General features: G+C 45.1%; 18 protein-coding genes. 6 read left to right on the top strand and 12 right to left on the bottom strand.

Translation table 11 applies throughout. From position 1 onward, the window contains the following. Positions 1-67 precede the first annotated feature (67 nt). Complete coding sequence (locus AC1U9Z_RS10335; RefSeq protein WP_333531390.1) at positions 68-256, bottom strand: PspC domain-containing protein; 189 nt, start codon at positions 254-256, stop codon at positions 68-70. Positions 257-373: 117 nt separating this feature from the next. On the opposite strand from AC1U9Z_RS10335, the gene AC1U9Z_RS10330 reads away from it, so the two are divergent. Then, positions 374-631 (top strand): DUF1294 domain-containing protein, encoded by a 258-nt coding sequence (locus AC1U9Z_RS10330; protein WP_333531389.1) that lies wholly within the window; start codon positions 374-376, stop codon positions 629-631. A gap of 128 nt (positions 632-759) precedes the next feature. Here AC1U9Z_RS10330 and AC1U9Z_RS10325 read toward each other — a convergent pair whose 3' ends face one another. Further along, a complete protein-coding gene (locus AC1U9Z_RS10325) occupies positions 760-1302 on the bottom strand; it encodes a cell wall hydrolase (protein ID WP_333531388.1) in 543 nt (180 codons plus the stop codon). Between the two features lie 237 nt (positions 1303-1539). Between AC1U9Z_RS10325 and AC1U9Z_RS10320 the strand changes: the two genes are divergently transcribed. Continuing rightward, entirely contained in the window at positions 1540-1788 is a 249-nt protein-coding gene (locus AC1U9Z_RS10320) for a hypothetical protein (protein WP_333531387.1), read from the top strand. A 50-nt stretch (positions 1789-1838) separates the two neighbouring features. Here the strand turns inward: AC1U9Z_RS10320 and AC1U9Z_RS10315 are convergent, their stop codons facing one another. From AC1U9Z_RS10315 to AC1U9Z_RS10275, 9 genes are all read right to left on the bottom strand, one after another. Then, positions 1839-2951, bottom strand: a complete 1113-nt coding sequence (locus AC1U9Z_RS10315; RefSeq protein WP_333531386.1) for a 4Fe-4S dicluster domain-containing protein — start codon at positions 2949-2951, stop codon at positions 1839-1841. An 18-nt stretch (positions 2952-2969) separates the two neighbouring features. Beyond that, complete coding sequence (locus AC1U9Z_RS10310) at positions 2970-3422, bottom strand: hydrogenase iron-sulfur subunit (RefSeq protein WP_333531385.1); 453 nt, start codon at positions 3420-3422, stop codon at positions 2970-2972. Between the two features lie 21 nt (positions 3423-3443). Beyond that, positions 3444-6467, bottom strand: coding sequence for an FAD-dependent oxidoreductase (locus AC1U9Z_RS10305; protein WP_333531384.1), 3024 nt, complete (start codon positions 6465-6467; stop codon positions 3444-3446). 15 nt (positions 6468-6482) lie between these two features. Next, positions 6483-10934: an FAD-dependent oxidoreductase gene (locus AC1U9Z_RS10300; protein ID WP_479957363.1), complete on the bottom strand. Its 4452-nt coding sequence runs from the start codon at positions 10932-10934 to the stop codon at positions 6483-6485. Positions 10935-10957: 23 nt separating this feature from the next. Then, positions 10958-11806, bottom strand: coding sequence for a CoB--CoM heterodisulfide reductase iron-sulfur subunit B family protein (locus AC1U9Z_RS10295; RefSeq protein WP_479957362.1), 849 nt, complete (start codon positions 11804-11806; stop codon positions 10958-10960). 31 nt (positions 11807-11837) lie between these two features. Further along, positions 11838-12410, bottom strand: coding sequence for a 4Fe-4S dicluster domain-containing protein (locus AC1U9Z_RS10290; protein WP_479957361.1), 573 nt, complete (start codon positions 12408-12410; stop codon positions 11838-11840). A gap of 506 nt (positions 12411-12916) precedes the next feature. Next, positions 12917-13054: a hypothetical protein gene (locus tag AC1U9Z_RS10285; protein WP_479957360.1), complete on the bottom strand. Its 138-nt coding sequence runs from the start codon at positions 13052-13054 to the stop codon at positions 12917-12919. Positions 13055-13399: 345 nt separating this feature from the next. Next, the gene (locus AC1U9Z_RS10280; protein WP_479957359.1) at positions 13400-17851 is read right to left on the bottom strand and encodes an FAD-dependent oxidoreductase; all 4452 of its coding nucleotides are present in this window, start codon (positions 17849-17851) and stop codon (positions 13400-13402) included. 394 nt (positions 17852-18245) lie between these two features. Next, the gene (locus AC1U9Z_RS10275; protein ID WP_333531378.1) at positions 18246-18404 is read right to left on the bottom strand and encodes a small, acid-soluble spore protein, alpha/beta type; all 159 of its coding nucleotides are present in this window, start codon (positions 18402-18404) and stop codon (positions 18246-18248) included. A gap of 104 nt (positions 18405-18508) precedes the next feature. Between AC1U9Z_RS10275 and AC1U9Z_RS10270 the strand changes: the two genes are divergently transcribed. Beyond that, on the top strand, positions 18509-19267 hold the full coding sequence (locus AC1U9Z_RS10270; protein WP_479957358.1) for a tRNA lysidine(34) synthetase: 759 nt from the start codon (positions 18509-18511) through the stop codon (positions 19265-19267). A gap of 22 nt (positions 19268-19289) precedes the next feature. Here the strand turns inward: AC1U9Z_RS10270 and AC1U9Z_RS10265 are convergent, their stop codons facing one another. Further along, positions 19290-19775, bottom strand: a complete 486-nt coding sequence (locus tag AC1U9Z_RS10265) for a cell division protein SepF (protein ID WP_479957357.1) — start codon at positions 19773-19775, stop codon at positions 19290-19292. Between the two features lie 170 nt (positions 19776-19945). Between AC1U9Z_RS10265 and AC1U9Z_RS10260 the strand changes: the two genes are divergently transcribed. The 3 genes from AC1U9Z_RS10260 to uraA all read left to right on the top strand — a co-directional run bounded on the left by AC1U9Z_RS10260 (position 19946) and on the right by uraA (position 22543). Further along, positions 19946-20203, top strand: coding sequence for a thioredoxin domain-containing protein (locus tag AC1U9Z_RS10260; protein WP_479957356.1), 258 nt, complete (start codon positions 19946-19948; stop codon positions 20201-20203). A 269-nt stretch (positions 20204-20472) separates the two neighbouring features. After that, positions 20473-21111 carry a uracil phosphoribosyltransferase gene (gene upp / locus AC1U9Z_RS10255; RefSeq protein ID WP_479957355.1) on the top strand — a complete coding sequence of 213 codons (639 nt, stop codon included), beginning with the start codon at positions 20473-20475 and terminating at the stop codon, positions 21109-21111. Between the two features lie 160 nt (positions 21112-21271). Beyond that, a complete protein-coding gene (gene uraA / locus AC1U9Z_RS10250; RefSeq protein ID WP_479957354.1) occupies positions 21272-22543 on the top strand; it encodes a uracil permease in 1272 nt (423 codons plus the stop codon). Positions 22544-22548 lie beyond the last annotated feature (5 nt).

The raw sequence follows: 22548 nt of genomic DNA, 5'->3' as shown, positions 1-22548 counted from the left end.
TGCCTGGGACCTATACCCTAACGTGTAAAAACGGATAGAAATGCAACAAGAATTGGTATTTAATCGCCTAATATTCAGAAGGTATGATAAACGCCAGGATTAGATAAATTATTATTCCCGGAAAGGCCACTGATAAAACGGAACCTATTACATAGACAACCCTTATCACCGTGGGGTCAGCATCAAAATACTCTGCAATTCCTCCACAAACACCAGCTATCATTTTTTGCGAGCGAGATCGATACAGACGTTTCATGGTTTTTCACCCTTTCAGGCCTATATTATACTTTATTAAAATTTATTAGACAAAATTAGCAGTATTCCTTTATACTGTAATTAATAGTCAATTAATGAAAAGTGAGGAGGATTCTCTATGGAAGTTTTAATTTACTATCTTATAGCAATTAACGTCCTTACATTCATTATGTTTAACCTCGACAAATGGTTTGCCAGCACCGGCGGATGGCGAATTTCCGAAAGAACACTCTTTATAGCCTGCCTTGCCGGAGGTGCCCTGGGTGGTTATCTGGGCATGCAGTTTGCCCGTCATAAAACCAGAAAGACTGCCTTTTTCCTAGGTATACCAATCATAGGAATCGTCCAACTGGTTTTAGTCATTTGGATCGTATAAATTAGAAAAGCTTGGCCCGCGCCACCGATCGCGCGAGCCTCATTTCTTCTTGATACTATCATCCTTAAAATCTTATATTATCGGATAGTATAAAATTGGCTTTCGCATTACTGCGAAAGCTTTTGTTTTTAATTGGCAAAAACATGGTCACCAATTTGCTTGGTAACTGGTCGGGACCAGATCCAGGTGCTTTTTGCAGTGGCAGGGTTCCAGAAATACAAAGCTCCATTGGTGGGATCCTGACCTGCCAGTGCCGCCTGGGCAGCCTTTAGTGACTCATCACTATAGGGTTTTTTATAATGGTTATTAGCCACCGATTCAAAGGCCTGTTCCTGATAAATAACCCCTGTCAGGGTACCTGGAAAATCAGCACTTTGCACACGGTTAAGCATCACCGCACCAACTGCAATTTTTCCCTCAAAGGGTTCAGCCTTGGCTTCTGCTTCGATAATGCTGGCCATTAAAGCAAGTTCATCCCTGTCCACCTTACCACGGGACACGGGTTGTTCCTTTGGTCTGTTATTTTGAGGTGTAAGATTCGATCTTTTTGCTCCAGAATAGCTTATTTGGTTACTTTTGCTTTTGGTTAAAGCTATTTGATATATTGGCAAAACCATTAATGTCATGAGAGAAAATACTAGAAATCCGATCAACACTTTTTTATTTTTCAATGCTAAACACTCCTTTCAATAAATCAAAAAAGCATTATTGTCTGGAGCTCACCTCAAATTTGAGACAACAGAACCGCCCCCGCCCTCGTGTCTTTGCTCGTAGGGCAGTCCCCATTGTCGCATAATTTTTTGCAATAATAAACACTCAAATGATGGTTGGTTTGTCAATGTTACCCTTTTGTATATTCAATATTAAATTAGGATAAGTTAATTAAAACAAAATAAAGAGGTGTTTTTATGGCTGAAGTTTCCCTACATTTAGATCGCGTGGATGGGACAAATGCTTTGGAGAAGATCGAACAGGCTATGCAGGAGGTAGGTTTCGGTGAAGAACTAAACATTACCATGGATGCCAATGATGCCCATCATTCAGATGAAGTTTCCGACTTTTTGGCAAAAAAGGATTTTGATTTCCAACCAATCGGCAGTCACGACGGTAAGATATACACGATTACAGCCAGAAGAAAAAACCCACCAAATAATTAATATTTTTCAGAAAAAAGGCAAGGGAGTGCGCTTTGGCACTCCCTTTTTGCTTAGTGTTTACCGGTATTTAGTTCTTCCAACTCATGTTCCTTATAAACAGTTAAGGGAATCGGTTCCTCCAGGGAACGGCCTGGTTCATATTCAAAACGATCCTGGTTAGCCTGGGATAGGGCCTGGAACATTAAGCCCACAGGGATATTCATGGGGCAGGAATTTTCACATTGGCCACAGCCAACGCAGGACAGGCCCATGTGGTTCACCCTGGTTAGATGGAATAGTGTGGTATCGGTTGGTAATTCTATGCTGCCTTTTCGGTTGGCATACTGCATATATTTGTCACCATTGTGATCAAATATGGGGCCAGCGGACACACATTCACGGCAGAAACAGATGGGGCAGGCCTGGCGGCAGTTTTGGCATTTAATGCAGGTGGCCAAGACTTCTGCCAGCTTTTCCATACTGGCCACAGAGTCCTTAAACTCTGTCACAGCCTTGTTTTTGGCCTGGGCCTTTTCTGTACTGATATTTTCGATCAATTTGGAGCGGGTGTCTGGTACAGAAGCAGTTTCTAAGCCATCGATACCGGCTAAATCCACTTCGTCCTTGGCGGCCACCAGTAAACCACCGGCCATACCTAACCAACCCAGCATGATATCTGCATTGGTAACTTCGGGATAGGCACACAGGGTGCAGGCCCGTCTCAGTTCCATACCAGTGGGATTTTTGCCATCGGCAGCCTGACTTACCCATTTTTCAGGATCTACTTTATTTTGTTTAACCATCTCTGCATAATCACTGGCAGGAAATGTACCAACACAATCCACACCAATAATTAAAAGATTGTCTAACTTTGCTTGTTGTAGTTTTACTAATTCAATAAGGGCCCTTACTTCACAGGAACGAAGTACCACTGCCACCTTTTCCGGCAAGCTACGGGAGAGATTGGCCACCAGTCTGGCAGCATTAAGACCGTTTACCGGCGCAAAGGGATTCACTGCCCCAAACATATTGGGGTCCTTGATCAAGGTAGGAACTACGTTGGTTTTTGCTGTAACTTCTTGTGGAACCAAAACGGCTCCAACCTGCCCCGAAGTAATTAATGCCTTTAAGAATTCCCTGGCGGCACTCAGGGTGTCCCCAGATTTTATCGTGTAAGTTTTCATGTTCTTACGCCTCCCACCTTAGATTTCCCAGTTCTTGCGCAGCGGGTTAGGTCCTAACTCTTTCAGCTTTTGTGTCATTTCAGAAATGACTTCACCAAAATAAGCTCCCTGAGAAGCACTGATGAAACGTAACCATAACCGCTCTTCCGGTACACCTAATTGTTGGAGTACGTTTCTAGCAACGGCCACCTTACGACGAGCCTTGTAATTGCCACTACCATAGTGGCAGTCACCCTCGTGTCAGCCACCTACCAGAACAGCGTCACCGCCGTCCAGGATGGGTTTAATCATATACAGGGGGTCCACCGAACCGCTGCACATAACCCGGATAATCCGCACGTTGGGGGGATATTGCACACGGTTAGTACCAGCCAAATCCGCACCGGTGTAGGAGCACCAGTTACAGAGTATGGCTATGATCTTAGGTTCATATTCACTGTTGCCGGAAACTTTTTCTTCTGGAACACTCATTCCATAACCCTCCTTTTCAGCTTAACTGTTACTGGCATCCAACATGGCCAGAATTTGAGCCTTTTCAAAACCCTTTTGCTGGCAAGCACCGCTGGGGCAGGCAGCAACACAGGCACCACAACCCTGGCAAAGTACATCCAACACTTCCGCTACTCTGGTATTTTCATTCATAACCCGGGCACCATAGGCACAGGCTTCTACGCAGAGACCGCAGCCCTTACACCACTTGGGATTAACCTGGGCCACGTTACCTAGGGACTCTAATTTATCCTTGGATAGCATGGTTACTGCACGAACCGCAGCGGCATTGGCCTGGGCAATGGATTCTTCAATTAATTTGGGTGAATGGGCCAAACCGGCCAGATATAAACCATCCGCAGCAAAGTCCACCGGACGCAGTTTCATATGGGCCTCCAGGAAGTAGCCGTCTGCGTTTAGTGAAACCTTAAAGGTTTGACTAAGGGCATCTGTTCCTTTGGCGGGAGTAATCCCAGTACTTAATACCAGCAGGTCTGCATCCAATTGTAAATACTGATTTAAGATCGGGTCCTTAACCTTGACGATGACCTTATCGCCAGCACTGTCTACCTGGGGTTTTTCGTCCAAGGTATATCTGACAAAAATGACACCCTTTCTTCTGGCTTCAGCATAGTAGGTTTCATAAAAACCATAGGTCCGAATGTCCCTGTAGATAACAAACACATTCGCCTCGGGATCTAACTCTTTAATTTTCAGGGCATTTTTTACAGCATTATAGCAGCAAATACGACTGCAGTAAGGACGTTCGCTGTCCCGTGACCCCACACACTGAATCATGACAACATTTTTGGCATCGCCAAGGCCGGCGCCAGCCAGTTTTTGCTCTAACTCACTTTGGGTCATTACGGCACTGTGCTGTCCATATAGATACTCTGTGGTAGTGGCTGCCTCAGCACCTGTGGCAATGATCACCACACCATGCTCAATCTTTTTATCTCCTGCAGGAGTAGTTAAAGTTGTTTTGTAATTACCCAGATAACCGGCTACTTCTTTCACAGAGGAGTTTAGATTGAGGTCAATATTTGGATGCTGATTCACATCATTTATTAGTTGATCAACCAACTGAGCAGGGCTATTACCCTTCATCGTGTATTTTATTTCCAGTGCATTGCCGCCAAGCTTTTCAGCCCGTTCCACTAGGATTACTTTAAAACCTTGTCCGGCCAGGTTTAGGGCATTGGCCATACCTGCGATACCGCCGCCAATTACCAGTGCCTGCCGGTTAATATCCATAAAGGAGGTATATACCGGTTTCAATAGCTTAACCTTCGCAATGGCCATGCTTACCAAGTCTTTGGCTTTCTCCGTGGCAGCATCCGGGAAGTCCCTGTGTACCCAGGAGGAATGCTCCCGGATATTGGCTTGCTCAAAAAGATGGGGGTTTAGCCCAGCCTCCTTTAAGCTGCTCATAAAAAGCGGTGCGTGGGTTCTGGGTGTGCAGGAAGCCACCACCACCCGGTTTAGTTTATGCTCATTGATACGTTCTTTAATTTTTTCGATACTATCCTGGGAGCAGCTAAAGAGGAATTCCTCCGAGTGTACAACACCAGGTATGGATCTGGAAAATTCCGCCACCTCCGGCACCCGTACCACACTGCCGATATTGATACCGCAGTTGCAGACAAAGACACCTACTCTGGGTTCTTCCTGGGTAACATCCCTTTCCTGCGGATATTCTTTAACCTTGCTCAGGGTACCCCGTACCGTACTGAGGAACCGTGCGGCATTAGCAGCGGCAGCACTGGCATCAATAACCGTTTCAGGAATATCCTTGGGGGCACAGAAGGCACCGCCGGCAAAAACCCCTTCCTTCGTGGTCTGACCTGGCACAAATTCAGAAGTTTTGCAGAAACCAAATTCATTCAGCTCAATCCCGGTGGCCTTGGCCAGGGCTGCATTGCCCGCCGAGGGCTTTAAGCCCACTGAAAGAACGAACATATCAAATTCTTCTTCGCTAAATGACCCATCGGCGTTACGGTAGCGAACAATAATATTTTTTGTTTGAGGATCTTCCTTCACAGAAGATACCATGGCTTTTTCGTATTTAACCCCGTGTTGGATTTTGGCCCGATCATAATACTTTTCAAAATCTTTACCATAGGCCCGAATATCCATGTAGAATATTTTGGTCTCCAGCCCCGGTTCGTGTTCCTGGGCAATGATGGCATGTTTCGTGGCATACATGCAGCATACCGCCGAACAATAGGGATTTCCTTTGGCACTATCCCTGGACCCGGCACACTGGATAAAGGCAATTTTCTTTGGTTCAACATGATCCGAGGGGCGCACCAGATGTCCCATGGTGGGGCCGCTGGCAGACAGCAGACGTTCAAACTGCAGGCTGGTTACCACGTTTTGATAACGTCCCCAGCCAAATTCCTCCCTCAAATTACCGTCCATGGGATCAAAACCAGGACTTAAGACAACCGCTCCCACTTCTAATTCCAAGGTGGTATCTGGCATGCTGTGATCAATGGCCTCGGCGGGACAAGCCTTGAGGCACTTACCGCAGGCCTTAGGATTTTTCAATCTGAGGCACTTACCTTTGTCAATGGCATAGGCATTGGGAGTCGCTTGGGCATATAACTTGTAAGCAGCCTTCCTTTTGCCTAGGCCCCCGTCAAAGTCATCATCCACCTTAACCGGGCACGCTTCGGCACAGGCCCCACAACCGATACATTTTTCCAAACTAATGTATCTGGCTTGCTGGACAACTGTGGCCTTGAAATTACCAGGTTCCCCTGCCAAATCAACCAGCTCGGCCCCGGTAATAATTTCAATATTCAGGTGGCGACCCACGTCAACCAGTTTAGGGGACATGGTACACATGGCGCAGTCATTGGTGGGAAAGGTTTTGTCCAGTCTGGCCATGGTACCACCGATGGCGGGTTTCTTTTCCACCAAATAGACCCGGTAGCCGGATTCGGCCAGGTCCAGGGCGGACTGCATCCCGGAGATGCCGCCGCCCACAACCAAAACCGCTCCAATTTGTTTTTTATCCGTCATAGGTTTTCCAACCTCCTATCCCAGAGCCGCATCCATCATGGCCAGCAACTGTTCTTTCTCAAAACCTTTCTGTTGGGTAGCACCACTGGGGCATGCTGCCACACAAGCACCACAACCCTGGCAAAGAACTTCCCGAACATAGGCTACTCCCCTGCGTTCGTCAAATACCCTGGCACCATAGGCACAGGCACTTACGCAGATGCCACAACCCTTACAAAGTTCCAGGTCAACCTCTGCGGTATTGCCCAGAGACTCCAGTCTTCCTTTGGAAAGCAGAGTAACAGCACGAACCGAAGATGCATTGGCCTGGGCAATGGTTTCCGTAATATTCTTAGGTCCATGGGCCAGTCCGCAAAGATATAGTCCATCCGCTGCAAAGTCCACCGGACGAAGTTTCATATGGGCTTCCAGGTAGAAACCATCGGCATTGAGGGGCACCTTAAAGAGTTGACTTAATGCCTCCGTATCCAACCTTGGCTGAATGCCGTTGCTCAGGGCTAGTATATCTGCATCGATCTTTATCGGTTGCTTTAAAACGTGGTCTGTAATTGTTACCGTGACCCGATCTCCATTGGCCTCCACAACTGGTTTATCATCCAGGCTATAACGGATAAAGATAACACCCTTCCGTCTGGCCTCGGTGTAATATTCCTCTTTGAAACCATAGGTACGTATATCACGGTAGAGGACAATTACATTGGCGGCGGGATTCAGCTCCTTTACCTTGAGGGCATTTTTAATGGCATGGGTACAACAAACTCTGCTGCAATAGGGTCTTTCCGGAATACGGGAACCCACACAGTTAATCATGACAATGTTTTTGGCATTACCCAGTCCCTGATCAACAATCTTTTGCTCTAACTGAGTCTGGGTAAGTACTGCGGCATGGCTGCCGTAGAGGTACTCAGTGGGTGAAGTTTCATCTGCCCCGGTGGCAATTACTACCGCACCATGTTCTACTTCAACCTTAAAGCCATCTTCCTTGTGCAAGGTGGTTCTGTAATTACCCAAGTAACCCGTTACCTCCTGCACCTGAGCCCTGAGGGCAATTTCCACCAATGGATGAGCCTCAATATCGGACTTGAGCTTCTCAACAAATGCGGGAATATCTTCTCCCCTCAGACTGTATCGTAACTCTGTGGCCCTACCGCCCAATTGGTCGGTTTTTTCCACCAGAGTAACTGCATAGCCTTGTTCTGCCAGGGACAGGGCATTGGTCATACCGGCCACACCGCCGCCTACCACCAGCACTCTCTGGTTAACATCAATAAAGGAGGTTTGAACCGGCTTCAGCAGCCTTACTTTGGCTACCGCCATTCCCACCAGATCCTTGGCCTTATCCGTAGCATCTTCCGGTTGTTCCCTATGTACCCAGGAAGACTGCTCACGGATGTTGGCATGTTCGTAGAGGTAGGGGTTCAGCCCGGCTTCCTTCAAACTACTCTGGAACAGAGGTGCGTGGGTTCTGGGTGTACAGGAAGCTACCACAACACGGTTGAGATTGTGTTCCTGAATACGGTTTTTAATTTTTATAATGTTATCCTGTGAACAACTAAACAGGAATTCTTCGGTATGAACTACTCCAGGCAGGGAACTGGCAAATGCCGCAACTTCCGGTACTCTGACAATACTGCCAATGTTAATACCACAGTTACAAACAAAGACACCTACCCGAGGTAATTGATTGTTAACATCCTTTTCCGGTGGAAACTTCTGAACCTCGGTCATGGTACCGCGGGCCGGGGCCAACAGTCGGGAAACCATGGCCGCTGCAGCACTGGCATCAACGGCTGTTTCTGGTATATCCTTTGGTTCACTAAAGGCACCGCTGACATAAATGCCCTCCCGGGAGCTACAACCCGGTGCAAATGTATCCGTACGGCAGAAACCATATTTGTCTAACTCAATCCCACAGGCCTGACCTAAATCCTTGGCACCTTCCGGTGCAGAAAGGCCGATGGATAAAACCACCATGTCATAGTTTTCTGTGAATACCTTGCCGTCCTCGTCAGCATAACGAATCATTACGTCGTCACTGCCATCTAAGGCTGGATCTATACCGTAGATCCGAGAGCGGATAAATTCTACACCCTGTTCTTCCTTGGCCCGGTTGAGATATCTCTCAAAGTCCTTACCAGGTGTCCGCATATCCATATAAAACAGCTTAGCTGAAAGCGGTTCATGACTATGCTCCTTGGCGATAACCGCTTGTTTAATGGCATACATACAGCATACCGAGGAACAATAGCCTTTACCGATTCTTTCATTACGGGACCCGACACATTGAATCCAGGCTATCCTGGTGGGTTCCTTATGATCAGATGGACGTACCATGTGCCCCGCATAGGGTCCACTGGCAGAGAGGATACGCTCAAACTGAATACTGGTTACTACGTTGGGCAGCCTGCCATAACCATACAGTTGTAAATCCTCTGGATCGTAGGGTTTAAAGCCGGGGTTCATCACCATGGCACCCACTTCGATTTCAAACTCCCGATCTTGCATATCATGATCAATGGCCTTGGGTAAGCAAGCATCCACACACTGCATACATTCGGAACAGATCGCACAATTTAAGCAGCGGGCTGCTTCTTCCTGTGCCTGTTCCGGCGTAAAGCCTAAACACACTTCTTCCGTGTTGGCGGCTCTTCTTTCAGCCGGAGCATGGGCCTGTTTTACTTTAGGCTGTTGCGGATAGGACGCTGCCTTACGAGGAATCGGTGAAATTTTCTCTTCCGGCACCTTAAATTGACGTCCTGCCTTCAGGTCTTCACCTTGTAAATAGCGATGGATGCTTTCTGCAGCTTGTTTACCTGCACCCACTGCATCAATCAGTAAGGCGGGTCCTGTAAATACGTCACCCCCGGTAAAAATACCCGGTACGTTGGTGGCCAGGGTATCTGGGTCTGCCACAATCCGATCGCCCCATTGATTCGTCAGGGGCTTGTCACCCGCAAAGGATAGATCTGCGGTTTGACCAATGGCTGAAATCACGGTGTCAACATCCTGCCATGCCGTTACCTTATCACCATAGACAGGCACCCACTTACCCTTTTCATCCTTTTCCATCCTGACAACTTCAATGGTTTCAACAACACCAATTTTACCTTTGTTATCTTTAATTTCTTTGATGAGGGTTCTGAAGTGGAACTTTACTCCTTCTTCCATCGCTTCTTCCACTTCCTCAGGGGCCGCAGGCATTTCACCCCTGGTACGACGATACAGCACATGTACTTCAGCCCCTGCGCGACGGGCACTGCGGGCAGCGTCCATGGCTACGTTGCCGCCGCCGACCACCAGAACTTTCTTGCCTACTTCAACCTTTTCCCCTAAACCAATGTTCCGCAGCATGTCTACGGCAGAAATAACTCCCTCCAGATTCTCACCGGGGGTTCTCATGCTGGTGCCCTTCTGGCAGCCAACACCAAGGAAAATGGATTTGAACCCTTCTTTAAATAAACCATCAATGGTAATGTCTTTACCTAAGGCGGTATTGACTTTTATTTCCACACCCAGGTGCTTAATTAACTCAATTTCGTAGTCCACCCATTTTTTCGGCAAGCGATACTCGGGAATGCCAATCCGCATCATCCCACCGGTGACCGGCAGTGCTTCAAAGATTGTCACCGGATAACCCTTGAGGGCTAAAAAGTGGGCACAAGCCAAACCCGCAGGACCAGAGCCGATAACCGCAACCTTTTCGTCCCTTACTGCTTCTTTCTCCGGCAGAGGTAATTCATTCATATCCATCTGATAGGCCATATCCGCAGCAAGCCTTTTTAGTGTAGCTATTTGAATCGGCTCATCTACCTTAGCCCTATTGCAAGCAGTTTGACAGGGATGCGCACAGATCCGGCCGCAAATGGCCGGAAAGGGCATTTCCTCGTAGATCATTTTCCAGGCATCAATAAACTTGCCGGATTTAATTAATTGAACATAGCCCTGGACATTGATGCCAGCGGGGCAGGTTGCTTTGCAAGGTGCAACTCCTCTTTTATCAATGGCAAAGGCATTTGGGGTGGCCTGGGCATACAGTTTGTAAGTGGCTTTACGGGTATCAATTTCCCCGTTAAATTCATTGGGTAATTCCACCGGACAAACCCCGGCACAATCACCACAACCTGTACATTTATCAATGTCAATATAACGGGCCCTTTGGTGTACTTTGACTTTAAAGTTACCAGGTTCCCCGGTAACTTCTTTTACCTTAGCACCGGTAATAATTTCAATGTTATTATGACGTCCGGTATCTACCAACTTAGGAGACATAATACACATAGCACAGTCGTTGGTGGGAAAGGTTTTATCCAACCTGGCCATCGTCCCACCGATGGCAGGCTTTTCATCCAACAAATAAACCTTAATACCTGACTCGGCCAGATCCAGGGCAGATTGCATACCGGATATCCCGCCGCCCACCACCATTGCCGCACCGGTTAATTTCTTATCGGTTTGGACGTTGCTCATTTACCTAACCTCCATCCCTTCAATTACTCAGCTTGAATGGAATTAACTATTTTGCTGGGATCAACCAAATGCTTATTCCACCAGTCATGGGCTTCCGGGCTGCCCAAGGCCAGACCCATTAGTTCGGTAAAGAAAAAGACTGGTATATCCTCACCCTGGGGGCGACGCATTTCTAAGTTTGTCTGGCAAAGGGGGCATGAATTGACCACCGCATCGGCCCCAGCTTCCCTGGCCTTGGCTAAAATCTTCCCGGATAGGTTGGTAACCATGGCTGATTTAGCTACTGAATGACCCGCGCCGCAGCAATCAACCTTATATGACCAACTAACGGGTGTAGCACCTAATGCTTTCATTAAATTATCTAACTGCATGGGATTTTCCGTGCTGTCAATGCCAGTTATTTCGGCTGGCCGCACCGAAAGACAGCCATAATAACAAGCAACTTTCAGATTCTTTAGAGGTTTTTGAACCTTTTGGCTAATCGCTTTTAGTCCGTATTTTTCAACCAAGTAAGCTAACATATCATAAACTCTAGGTTGCTGATCAAACTGAAAAGCTAAGGTTTTTTCCATCTCCTGACGAATGTCAGCATTATGTATCATGTGATACTCTGTTGTTTTAAGGCGATTGAAACAGGCTGAACAGGGTACTACACAATCCAAACCCATTTTTTGAATTTGTTTAATGGTTAGGGCCGGCAGACCAACTGAAAGTCTATGATTCGTGGCGTGGGCTGAAGTAGCACCACAACAGGTCCAATCGGGTATCTCTACCAATTCAATATCCAGGGCTTTACTAACAGCCCGTACAGAACTATCAAATTCTTTAGCCGTGGCTTCTAAAGAACATCCAGGGTAATATGATAGTTTCAAAATTATCCCCTACTTTCCGTTAAACCGTTTCCTAATGTCCACTTCTTTTTTGCTTAGCCCATTCGAAAATCTTTCGGACCTCTGATTTACTGGAAACACTGTGTGGGAATAAGGCTAGCTTTCCTTTAAGGAACATCTTCAGACCTACTCCTACATCATCCATTAAATGGCCGCTTTTAAGTTTGTACTTCATTAACATGGTTGCTTCATGTACTCTACCAAGGGATTTAGCAGAATCCAGGAAGCACTGGTGGAATAAATAAATATCTTTCTCAGCCGGGGTTATCCCTTCTTCCATGGCCATTTCCCTTAGGGTATCCATAATAGCAGCTATCCGAATTCCATTGGGGCAGCGAGCACCACAGGTCTCACAGCCTACACATACCCAGATGGCCTTGCTCTTCAGTAATTCATCCTTTAATCCAAACTGAATCATGCGGATTACCTGATTGGTATCCATCTCCCCATATTCAGCGATGGGACAACCAGAGGCACATTTTTGGCACTGGAAACAAGACTTAATATCTTCACCACTGCGTCGACTTATTTCATTTGTGAAATTTAGGTCTAGTGCTTTCGAACCGTTTTCTGTTATAATATACACAGGTCCACCTCCCTTGGTATTACGATTTTACTTTAGTTTAGTTTATCACAGGCTATAGTTAGAATAAACTTCTGCAATAATGGACTAAGACCCGTATGCGACAAACAATCGGGTTCTTGTTCTTTTTTTATCCATTTTCGCTAATATTCATATTATTTCACGCCATTACTTTAGTTAGCTTAATTGCAAGGGCTTGTTTTTTAGATGATTCCTTGATTTATAAGGGTTTTTGTTCCATGCAGACGTCTTATTTTTTTCTATTATACTACATTTTATTGGAAAAAGGTTACATTTTCGCTGAAACTATTTTCGCTGGCATAATTGCCAATTGCGAAAAAGTATTACTTGCAAACTCTAACAAGATTATATAGAGATGTCCTCCGAAATAGCTGTTAGCTTTTGGCCATTAGCCTTTAGCAACTCGGCAAAAATAAAAGCTAAGAGCTAAAATAATAAAGGGATTAGGTAAAAACCTAATCCCTTTCGATTCAAGTCGGTTACGCGATTTAATGATTAAGGATGTAGCCGAGTAATGGAAGAATGAATCCCAGAGCCGCAACGACCAACCAAAAACCTGGATTAACGTTTCCTTGATTAGCCGATGCTGCTGAAATGAGGTACTGTTCATATTCTCTACCTATCATAAAGCACCCCTCCCCGCTTTTGTATTCTGTATACATAGTTTATTTTAAAGAAGCCCATTCGTAAAGTGTTATTTTTCACAAACCCGGACAGTGCTACCCTATATTTGTATTTTATCTTAGTCAATCTTTCGTTTTATTATTATTGCTCCTTCAACGCAAAAAAGAAGTGTCGTTTGCCTTTTTCCCGATCATCGCAATTTTTAATTTAACCGCTAAATCTTCAATCGTGACAATGGTTTTCGTCCACAATAAAATAACCCAGAGTGGTCTTAAAACTCTGGGTTAACATAAATGCAATATTAGCAAATCAGCTTAAGGGAAGCATTGGTAAACATGGATGGTAGTCTAAATATCCAATGCTGCATCTAACATGGCCAGCATTTGTTCTTTTTCAAAGCCCTTTTGTTTGGTAGCACCACTGGGACATGCTGCAGCACAGGCACCGCAGCCTTGACAAAGAACTTCCCGAACAATTACTACTCTTCTTCGTTCGTCAAGTATCCTCGCACCGTAGGGGCAAGCACTAACACAAAGACCGCACCCTTTACACAACTCAAGATCAACATCGGCGGTGATACCCAGGGACTCTAGTTTTCCCTTGGAGAGGAGCGTCACCGCACGTATGGAAGCGGCATTGGCCTGGGCTATGGTTTCATTGATATTCTTCGGTCCGTGGGCTATGCCGCATAGATACAGGCCATCTGCAGAAAAATCAACGGGCCTCAGTTTCATATGGGCTTCAAGAAAATAACCGTCGCTATTCAAAGGCACCTTAAATAACTGACTCAAATGCTCTGTATCGGACCGGGGCTGCATACCGTTTGACAAAGCCAAGATATCAGCCTCGATTTGAATTTTTTGGTTAAGTATATGATCCGTTGCGGTTACTAGTACCCGATCACCTTTGGCAGTAACCTCCGGTTTATTGTCTACATTATACCGAATAAAAATAACGCCCAGCCGCCTTGCCTTGGTGTAATATTCTTCTTTAAAACCATAGGTTCGTATATCCCTATAAAGAATAATTACATTGGCATGAGGATTTTGTTCTTTTATCTTCAAAGCATTCTTAATGGATTGGGTACAACAAACCCTACTGCAGTAAGGCCTGGTAGTTTCTCTGGAACCCACACAGTTGATCATAACCACTGTGTTCGCTTGGCCAAGACCATTATCGGCTAATCTTTGTTCTAATTGTGTTTGGGTCATCACTGCCTGACTATGCCCGTAAAGGTACTCATTGGGTTCCACAGGGACTGCACCGGTAGCCACAACCACCGCACCATGCTTTACTTCAATCATCGAACCATCATTGCTCAATAAGGTCGTTTGATAGTTACCCAGATATCCCGATACCCTATCTACTTGAGCATTAAGAACAACTTCCACCAATGGGTTAACTTCTACATTGGCTATCAGTTTGGTTATCGTATCAGGAATGTTTTCCCCCGTTAGGCCATAGCGTAATTCACGGGCATGACCTCCCAGCGTTTGACTTTTTTCCACCAGCGTAACTGGATAGCCCTGCTCAGCTAAAGCCAAAGCATTGGTCAGCCCGGCCACACCACCGCCCACCACCAAGATTCTCTGATCTACATCGATAAAAGCTGGTTGTACTGGTTTTAGCAGTCTAACCTTAGCCACAGCCATTCTTACCAAATCCTTGGCCTTTTCCGTGGCATCCTCTGGTCGATCCCGATGGACCCAAGAGGATTGTTCCCGGATATTGGCATGTTCATAAAGATAGGGATTAAGGCCAACCTCTTTCATACTGCTCTGAAACAGAGGAGCGTGGGTTCGAGGCGTACAGGAGGCCACCACAACCCGATTGAGGTTATGCTCCAGGATTCGTTCCTTAATCTTGATGATGTTATCTGCGGAACATGTAAAGAGGAACTCCTCTGTATGGGTCACACCGGGTAGCCCGTTGGCATATTCCACAACCTCTGAAACCTTAACAACAGCACCAATATTAATACCGCAATTACAAACAAATACACCTACTCTGGGTAGTTGATTGGCTACATTTTTTTCTGGGGGAAACTCTTGGATTGTGGTTAAGGTTCCCCGCACCGGGGCTAACAGGCGGGATGCAAGGGCTGCAGCCGCACTGGCATCCACCACTGTTTCGGGAATGTCCTTCGGTTCGCTAAAGGCTCCGCTAACAAAAATACCTTCTCTGGAAGTGCAGCCTGGGCTTAACTCCTTGCTGCGGCAGAAACCATATTGGTCCAATTCAACATGGACCGCTGCCCCAAGTTCCTTGGCTCCGGCAGGGGGTGATATACCAACGGAAAGAACAACTAAATCAAAGGTTTCATAATGAATAAGGCCATTTTCATCGGCATAGCGAATCATTAAATCGCCATTATTTTCGGGAGAGGGATCGATTTGATAGACCCGAGAGCGGACAAACCGAATGTCATGTTCTTCCTTAGCACGATTTTGGTAACGTTCAAAATCCTTACCCGGGGTCCTCATATCCATATAAAACAAGGTTGTTGCAATGGGTGTCGAACTGTGTTCCTTGGCAATCATGGCCTGCTTAATACCATACATACAGCATACAGAAGAACAATAACCCTTGCCTGTTCTTTCATTGCGGGAACCTACACACTGAATCCAGGCAATTTTAGTGGGTTCTTTATGGTCGGATGGTCGAATCATGTGACCGGCAAAGGGGCCACTGGCCGACAAAATTCTTTCAAATTGAATACTGGTAACTACATTGGGGTATTTGCCATAACCGTATAGTCTTAGATCCGTGGGGTCATAGGGCTTAAAGCCCGGATTTAGAATAAGTGCCCCAACTGAAAACTCTAATTCTTGGTCTTGCATCTCATGGTTAATTGCCTTGGGCAAGCAAGCTTCCACACACTGCATACATTCTGAACAAACGGCACAGTTCAAACAGCGTTCAGCTTCAACCTTAGCCTGTGTCTCATCATAGCCCAATGCTACTTCCGAAAAATTATCTTTTCTGATATTCGGATCCGTGTATCTTTGGGCCACTGCTGTTTCAATTTCAATTTCATTTTTTTGCTGGCGCAGAGGGGTTATTTCTTCTTCCGGGATCTTAAAGGTACGCCCCAGCTTTAAATCCTCACCCTGTAGGTAGCGATGGATACTTTCCGCCGCTCTTTTGCCTGCCCCCACTGCATCAATTAATAACCTAGGACCCGTAAAGGCATCACCGCCGGCAAATATTCCTGGTACATGGGTGGCCAGGGTTTCAGGGTCAGCCATGAGGCGGTTACCCTTTTCGTTAGCCAGAGGTTTGTCTGCCGCAAAGGATAAATCAACCGTTTGACCAATGGCAACCATAACACCAGCAAAGTCATCCCATTGGGTGAATACTTCGCCGCACTGGGGAGCAAAACGTCCTGCAGCATCAAAGAGGCTGATCACGTTAGCCGTTACGAAACCCTTGACTCTTCCATTATCCCCTTGGATTTCCTTGACACTCTGGGCATAATGAAAATAAATTCCTTCCTCGATGGCTTCTTGTATTTCTTCAGCATCAGCCGGCAACTCTCCCTCGGCTTCTAAACTAAACACATGCACTTCTGCACCCAAACGTCGGGCTACCCGAGCAGCATCCATAGCCACGTTACCGCCACCAATAACGGCAAGTTTCTGGCCTAGGGTAACTGTCTCACCCAAACCAACTTTTCGCAGCATCTCTATTGCGGTGATCACACCGTCCAAATCACTGCCAGGAACATTTAGATTAAGACCCTTCTGGGCACCTACCCCTAAAAAGATAGCCCCATAGCCTTGTTGAAAAAGCTCATCAATGAAAATGTCTTTTCCCAGGGCTGTGTTAAGTTTAATTTCCACACCCATTCTTTGTACCAGGTCTACTTCTAAATCAACCCACTTTTTGGGCAGCCGATATTCCGGAATCCCCACACGCATCATGCCGCCGGTAACAGGCAACGCCTCGAAAACGGTAACTTGATAGCCCTGACGGGCTAGGAAATTGGCACAGGATAAACCGGCAGGACCAGCACCGATGACTGCTACCTTTTGATTAAGCGGAGCAGCTTGTTCCGGCAAAGGCAGCTCTGCCATATTCGAGTAGGCCATATCTGCAGCATAACGCTTTAGATTTTTAATTTGAACCGCATCGTCGATCTTTGATCGATTACAGGCACTTTGACAGGGGTGAGCACAAACTCTGCCTAGAACTGCGGGAAAGGGCATATCTTGATAAATCATGCGCCAGGCATCCACAGGCTTACCGGACTTTACTAATTGCACATAACCTTGAACATTTACACCTGCGGGGCAGGCAGCCTTACAAGGCGCAGTTCCCTTCTTTTCAATGGCAAAGGCATTGGGAGTAGCCTGAGCATAAAGTTTATATGTGGCCTTTCGAGTATCTATATTACCATTAAACTGGTTTGGTAGTTCAACTGGGCAGACTTTAGCACAATCACCACAGCCGGTACATTTTGTCGTATCGATATAGCGGGCCTTTTGATGTACCTTAACCTTAAAATTTCCCGCTTTGCCGTCAACCTTGGTAATCTTCGCACCAGTGATAATTTGAATGTTCTTATGTCGTCCCGTATCAACTAATTTAGGAGACATGATACACATTGCGCAATCGTTGGTGGGAAAGGTTTTATCCAGGCGAGCCATGGTACCACCAATAGCAGGTTTTTCCTCTAACAAATAGACTTTAAACCCAGATTCAGCAAGATCAAGGGCAGATTGCATCCCTGATATGCCCCCACCTACTACCATTACCGAACCAATCATTTCATTAATTAAACCATCTTGTTCATTCATTAGCTAACTAACCTCCTTCCAACAATCCACGGATCAAGTAAATTGCTTTGGTTGTGGAAATTGTCTCATGCAACACCTCCATTCCATGAATGTTTTTCGATTATTCTATCATCTAATTTCAGTTTATCATAACAATAGCGTAATTCAAATACCATTAGTAAGTTTTATATTATTATTTTTTGTATATTTTTACTATTATTTTTAAAAGATCATACACACATGTTATTGTTAGCGAAAAAACAAAGAAAATTAGAATTAATTTACTTGTATCATATGGTACAAGTGTGGTTAATTGGGGGCAGACTCGACCTTTTGACTTGTTTTCGGGGAATAGCTCAAACCTGACCCCAAAACAAAAAACTGGTTCACGAATCGTGAACCAGTCCGAGGGAAGTTACAACATGTTTTGTTCGGCCCTCTGTATCGCCAGCTTAACAAAGTTACCACACTCTCTTGAGGTAAGGTTACCATAGTCATTGCCTTGGATACGGCTCGCTGCACCCATTTCCTGGGCCAGCTCATACTTCAGGGCATCACTCATATATTTAGCCATGTCTTACCCCCCCTTCTTGCTAATTTGGCCTAAACACAGTTATACTATACAAGTGTAAAAATCTTATTTTTTTAAAACTAATACTAGAAAAGGTGAAAGGTCTGATGAGTAAAAACTTACAAAAGGCAATGTTGGTTCAGGTCACCCGGGCAATCACTCACTTTAACTTAATTGAGTCAGGCGATAAGGTGGTTGTAGGCGTCTCTGGGGGAAAAGACAGTCACTCCCTTTTATATGCCCTTCGTCTTTATCAACGTAGATATTTAAAAAAGGTTCCCTTTGAACTTCATGCTGTTCATTTGGATATGGGGTTGGGGGCAGATTTACAGCCAATGAAAGAGTTTTGCAATGGTTTAAACATCCCCCTAACAATTAAGCATACCGATATAGGCACAATATTATTTGATATTCGGAAAGAAACGAACCCTTGCTCCCTATGTGCCAATCTACGCAGGGGTGCCCTTCATAACGCAACCAAAGATCTGGGCTTTAACAAGGTGGCTTTAGCCCATCACCTTGATGATGTGATTGAAACCTATTTTATGAGTCTGCTTTTTAATGGAAACATAAAAACCTTTTCTCCTAAGACATATCTTGATCGTACGGATCTTACTGTAATTAGACCCTTTGTGTACATCACAGAAAATCAGATAAAAGAATTGTTATTAATGGAGAGTATTCCTGTTATTCATAACCCCTGCCCTGCCAATAAGCATACCAAACGGGAAGAGGTTAAAAATCTTATAAACAGTCTTTCCCAACAATACCCGGATATTCGTCAAAAATTTTTAACCTCTCTGCATAACTTTGATCCTAAAAATTTGTGGCCAGTAAAAGAAAACAATAAGGGCCGGTGGGGTTAATACCCTTCCGGCCCTTTGCTATTTAAGCAGATTCAGATTTATTAAACCACCGGGATGTGACTTTTTCCTCCAATGGTTCCACATTCTCTGTGAAGGTCCTCAAATCACCCGCCCCAACGATGTCTACCCCACTAGGCACAAAGAGGAAAATTTCACCATTTACTTTCTTTGCAGATCCATTTAAAGCAGAGCATACCCCACTGGCATAATCCAAAATACGCTGTGCCTCCTCAGGGTGAACTTGCGAAAGGTTTATAATTACGGGTTGGCCATTTTTTAAATGATCTGCCACAACTTGTACCTCTGTAAATTTGCGGGGTTGTGTGGAGATAATTTGTGTATTTCGTGACGAAGCAACCGCTGTTAATTCTGTGCGAGTACTTTTATTAGCACTTTGAATGGTAGGTTTCATTTCCTTAGTTGAAGACAGTTCAGGTGCCTTTTCGCTATCTTCTACTTCTTCAAATCCAATAAAATTTAGAAACTTGTCTAAAAATGACTTAGACACCCTAAACTCTCCTTTCGGTATCGACATACTTTATAACCGGAAATTACACAGATAGACTTTATTTTTATTATGCGGAAAAATTTTCTATTTTTCTATAGGACTATGGCCCTATTTGCCTATGAAGTTTTTCCTTTTTTGTGGGTAAACTAGATTCAAAGGAGGTATTTAAAATGGGTGACTATCAGGTAACACTTTTTGTATCGCCTTGGAATAAAACTGGCTGTGATGAGGCTAGGGATTACCTGGAAACTAAGGGAATTCAATACGTAGAAAAAAACACACAGGATCACGGTGCCCGTGGCGAACTGATCAAAAAAACCGGTGGCCTGGACACTCCTACTCTGATAGCGAATGGACATACCGTAGTAGGATTCTTGCCCAACAAATGGAACCACTTACTAGGTGAAGAACCTCTCGAACTTACCTAAGTATTAACAGGCGGGAAATTCCCGCCTGTTAATACCCTAAAGGCACTCGTTCCAGATCCTTCGCTGTCGCTCAGGCTGACATTGAATTTTCATTCTTTGATGGTGCCGTTAACAGCATGGGAATCTTTTAAAATAAAAAAATAAATTGCTTACAAAAAAGGAATTTGTTATTTTTTGGCGAATCATGGGTATTTGGAAATTGATCTGGCATACTATCTTAGTCTTACTAAATGCGGTACTGCCGGAATACTAAGGAGGCAGTGTTAAGTATGGGCACCGTAACGGTCCTTCGCCATCCACTGGCAGATGAACAGCTTCAATTGATCAGAAATAAAGAAAGTGATATCACAATTTTCCGCACAGCGATGACGCGATTAGGCGGCCTACTGGCCATTGAGGCCACGAAAGATTCTCCCACCAAGGAAATCAAAGTAACCACGCCCATGGAAGTTGAAACCACTGTATTCGCTTTAGAGGATGAAAAAATATTGTTAGTCCCCATTCTTCGTGCGGGTCTGGGATTGGTGGAAAGCTTCCTTACCTACTTACCCAAGGCGAAAGTCGCCCATATTGGTATGTCGAGGGATCACGATACTCTCCAGGCAAAGCTCTATGTTAACAGCTTACCAAAAAGTTTAGAGGATTTTAAACAAATCTTAGTTTTAGACCCGATGTTGGCCACTGGCAACAGCTGTGTCAAGGCCCTTGAAGTGTTAGAAGAATTTGGAGCCAACACCTCCATTATTAAAGTAATTTGTGCCTTCGCTGTCAAACCAGGTTTAGAGCAAATTTCACAGAAATATCCTAGGGTTCATGTCGTAGCAGGGGTTATCGATCCAGTCCTTACCAATATTGGTTACATTTCCCCGGGTTGCGGAGATGCCGGGGACAGGTTATACTTACTCTAGTGACAAAATAACTTTCCAAAATTTAACACCTTTAAATTAGTACAGAGAGACTAATAAGGTAGCTAACAGGATATTTATATTCTTATCGTTATTTAGCTTCTTACAGTTCTCTGTAAGGAGCTAATTTATTTTTTAAGGGCAAAAACAAGGAGGAAAAATAATGGTAAAACGTGAGATCCAAGTAGAAGCAAGACTCCCCTTGCTCCAAACCTTACCCCTAAGTCTACAGCATTTATTTGCGATGTTTGGGGCGACAGTACTGGTACCAATCTTGTTCCAGGTAAACCCTGCCACCATTCTACTCTTTAATGGTATTGGAACGCTATTTTACCTTTTTCTTTGTAAGGGTCGTATTCCAGCCTATTTAGGTTCCAGCTTTGCCTTCATATCCCCTGTATTTGCAGTGCTAAGCAAATATGACTATAGCACCGCTTTGGGTGGTTTTATCGTTGTCGGCTTTATTTTCTGCGCTGTTTCACTTTTGGTCGGGGCCGTCGGTACAAAATGGATTGATGTGGTTTTCCCACCTGCCGCCATGGGTGCCATCGTAGCTGTAATTGGTCTTGAATTAGCTCCTGTTGCTGCCCAGATGGCCGGGCTTGCCTCTGCGGACCCTGCCAACTATGTTGCTGACCCAAAGATAATTACGGTATCCTTGTTTACACTGGGAGTCACTATTTTAGGCAATGTAGTATTTCGTGGTTTTCTGGCCATCATTCCGATCTTGGTGGGTATTATTTCCGGTTATATCCTCTCTGCCTTTATGGGCCTGGTAAATACGGAGGCCATTGCTCAGGCCAGTTGGTTTGCTATGCCTACCTTCTACAGCCCTACCTTTAATATTAATGCCATTATGATTATTATTCCCGCAGCCTTGGTGGTTATTGTTGAACATATTGGTCACCTTTTTGTAACCAGCAACATTGTTGGCCGTGATTTAGCTAAGGATCCTGGTCTGCATCGTTCTTTGCTAGGTAACGGTATCTCTACTATGTTTTCTGGCTTCTTTGGTTCCACACCCAACACAACCTACGGTGAAAACATTGGTGTTTTGGCCCTAACGAAGGTTTATAGCACCTGGGTTATCGGCGGCGCTGCAATTTTAGCCATTATTCTCTCCTTTGTCGGAAAGCTTGCCGCAGCCATACAAAGCATTCCTGCTCCGGTTATGGGTGGTGTATCTTTACTGCTCTTTGGTGTTATTGCCGCATCCGGTATTCGGATGCTGGTGGAAGCAAAGGTTGATTACAGCAAAGCATCCAATCTAATTTTAACCTCCGTCGTGCTTATCATCGGCGTAAGTGGTGCACAGATACAAATGGGTGCTGTCAGTCTAACAGGCATGGGTCTGGCCACAGTGGTGGGCATGTTTTTAAGCCTGATGTTTTATGTGCTGGAAACTGTCAATATGAGTAATGAAAAAAGTAATTAGCTAGA

This window comes from Desulfotomaculum sp. (assembly GCF_982386235.1).
The sequence above is the reverse complement of the archived record's forward strand: the minus strand, read 5'-3'. Positions and strand labels throughout refer to the sequence as shown.

Coding starts and splice junctions, on each gene's coding strand:
- AC1U9Z_RS10335 (WP_333531390.1), bottom strand. CDS start 256: ATGAAACGTCTGTATCGATCTCGCTCGCAAAAAATGATAGCTGGTGTT.
- AC1U9Z_RS10330 (WP_333531389.1), top strand. CDS start 374: ATGGAAGTTTTAATTTACTATCTTATAGCAATTAACGTCCTTACATTC.
- AC1U9Z_RS10320 (WP_333531387.1), top strand. CDS start 1,540: ATGGCTGAAGTTTCCCTACATTTAGATCGCGTGGATGGGACAAATGCT.
- AC1U9Z_RS10315 (WP_333531386.1), bottom strand. CDS start 2,951: ATGAAAACTTACACGATAAAATCTGGGGACACCCTGAGTGCCGCCAGG.
- AC1U9Z_RS10305 (WP_333531384.1), bottom strand. CDS start 6,467: ATGACGGATAAAAAACAAATTGGAGCGGTTTTGGTTGTGGGCGGCGGC.
- AC1U9Z_RS10300 (WP_479957363.1), bottom strand. CDS start 10,934: ATGAGCAACGTCCAAACCGATAAGAAATTAACCGGTGCGGCAATGGTG.
- AC1U9Z_RS10285 (WP_479957360.1), bottom strand. CDS start 13,054: ATGATAGGTAGAGAATATGAACAGTACCTCATTTCAGCAGCATCGGCT.
- AC1U9Z_RS10280 (WP_479957359.1), bottom strand. CDS start 17,851: ATGAATGAACAAGATGGTTTAATTAATGAAATGATTGGTTCGGTAATG.
- AC1U9Z_RS10275 (WP_333531378.1), bottom strand. CDS start 18,404: ATGGCTAAATATATGAGTGATGCCCTGAAGTATGAGCTGGCCCAGGAA.
- AC1U9Z_RS10270 (WP_479957358.1), top strand. CDS start 18,509: ATGAGTAAAAACTTACAAAAGGCAATGTTGGTTCAGGTCACCCGGGCA.
- AC1U9Z_RS10260 (WP_479957356.1), top strand. CDS start 19,946: ATGGGTGACTATCAGGTAACACTTTTTGTATCGCCTTGGAATAAAACT.
- upp (WP_479957355.1), top strand. CDS start 20,473: ATGGGCACCGTAACGGTCCTTCGCCATCCACTGGCAGATGAACAGCTT.
- uraA (WP_479957354.1), top strand. CDS start 21,272: ATGGTAAAACGTGAGATCCAAGTAGAAGCAAGACTCCCCTTGCTCCAA.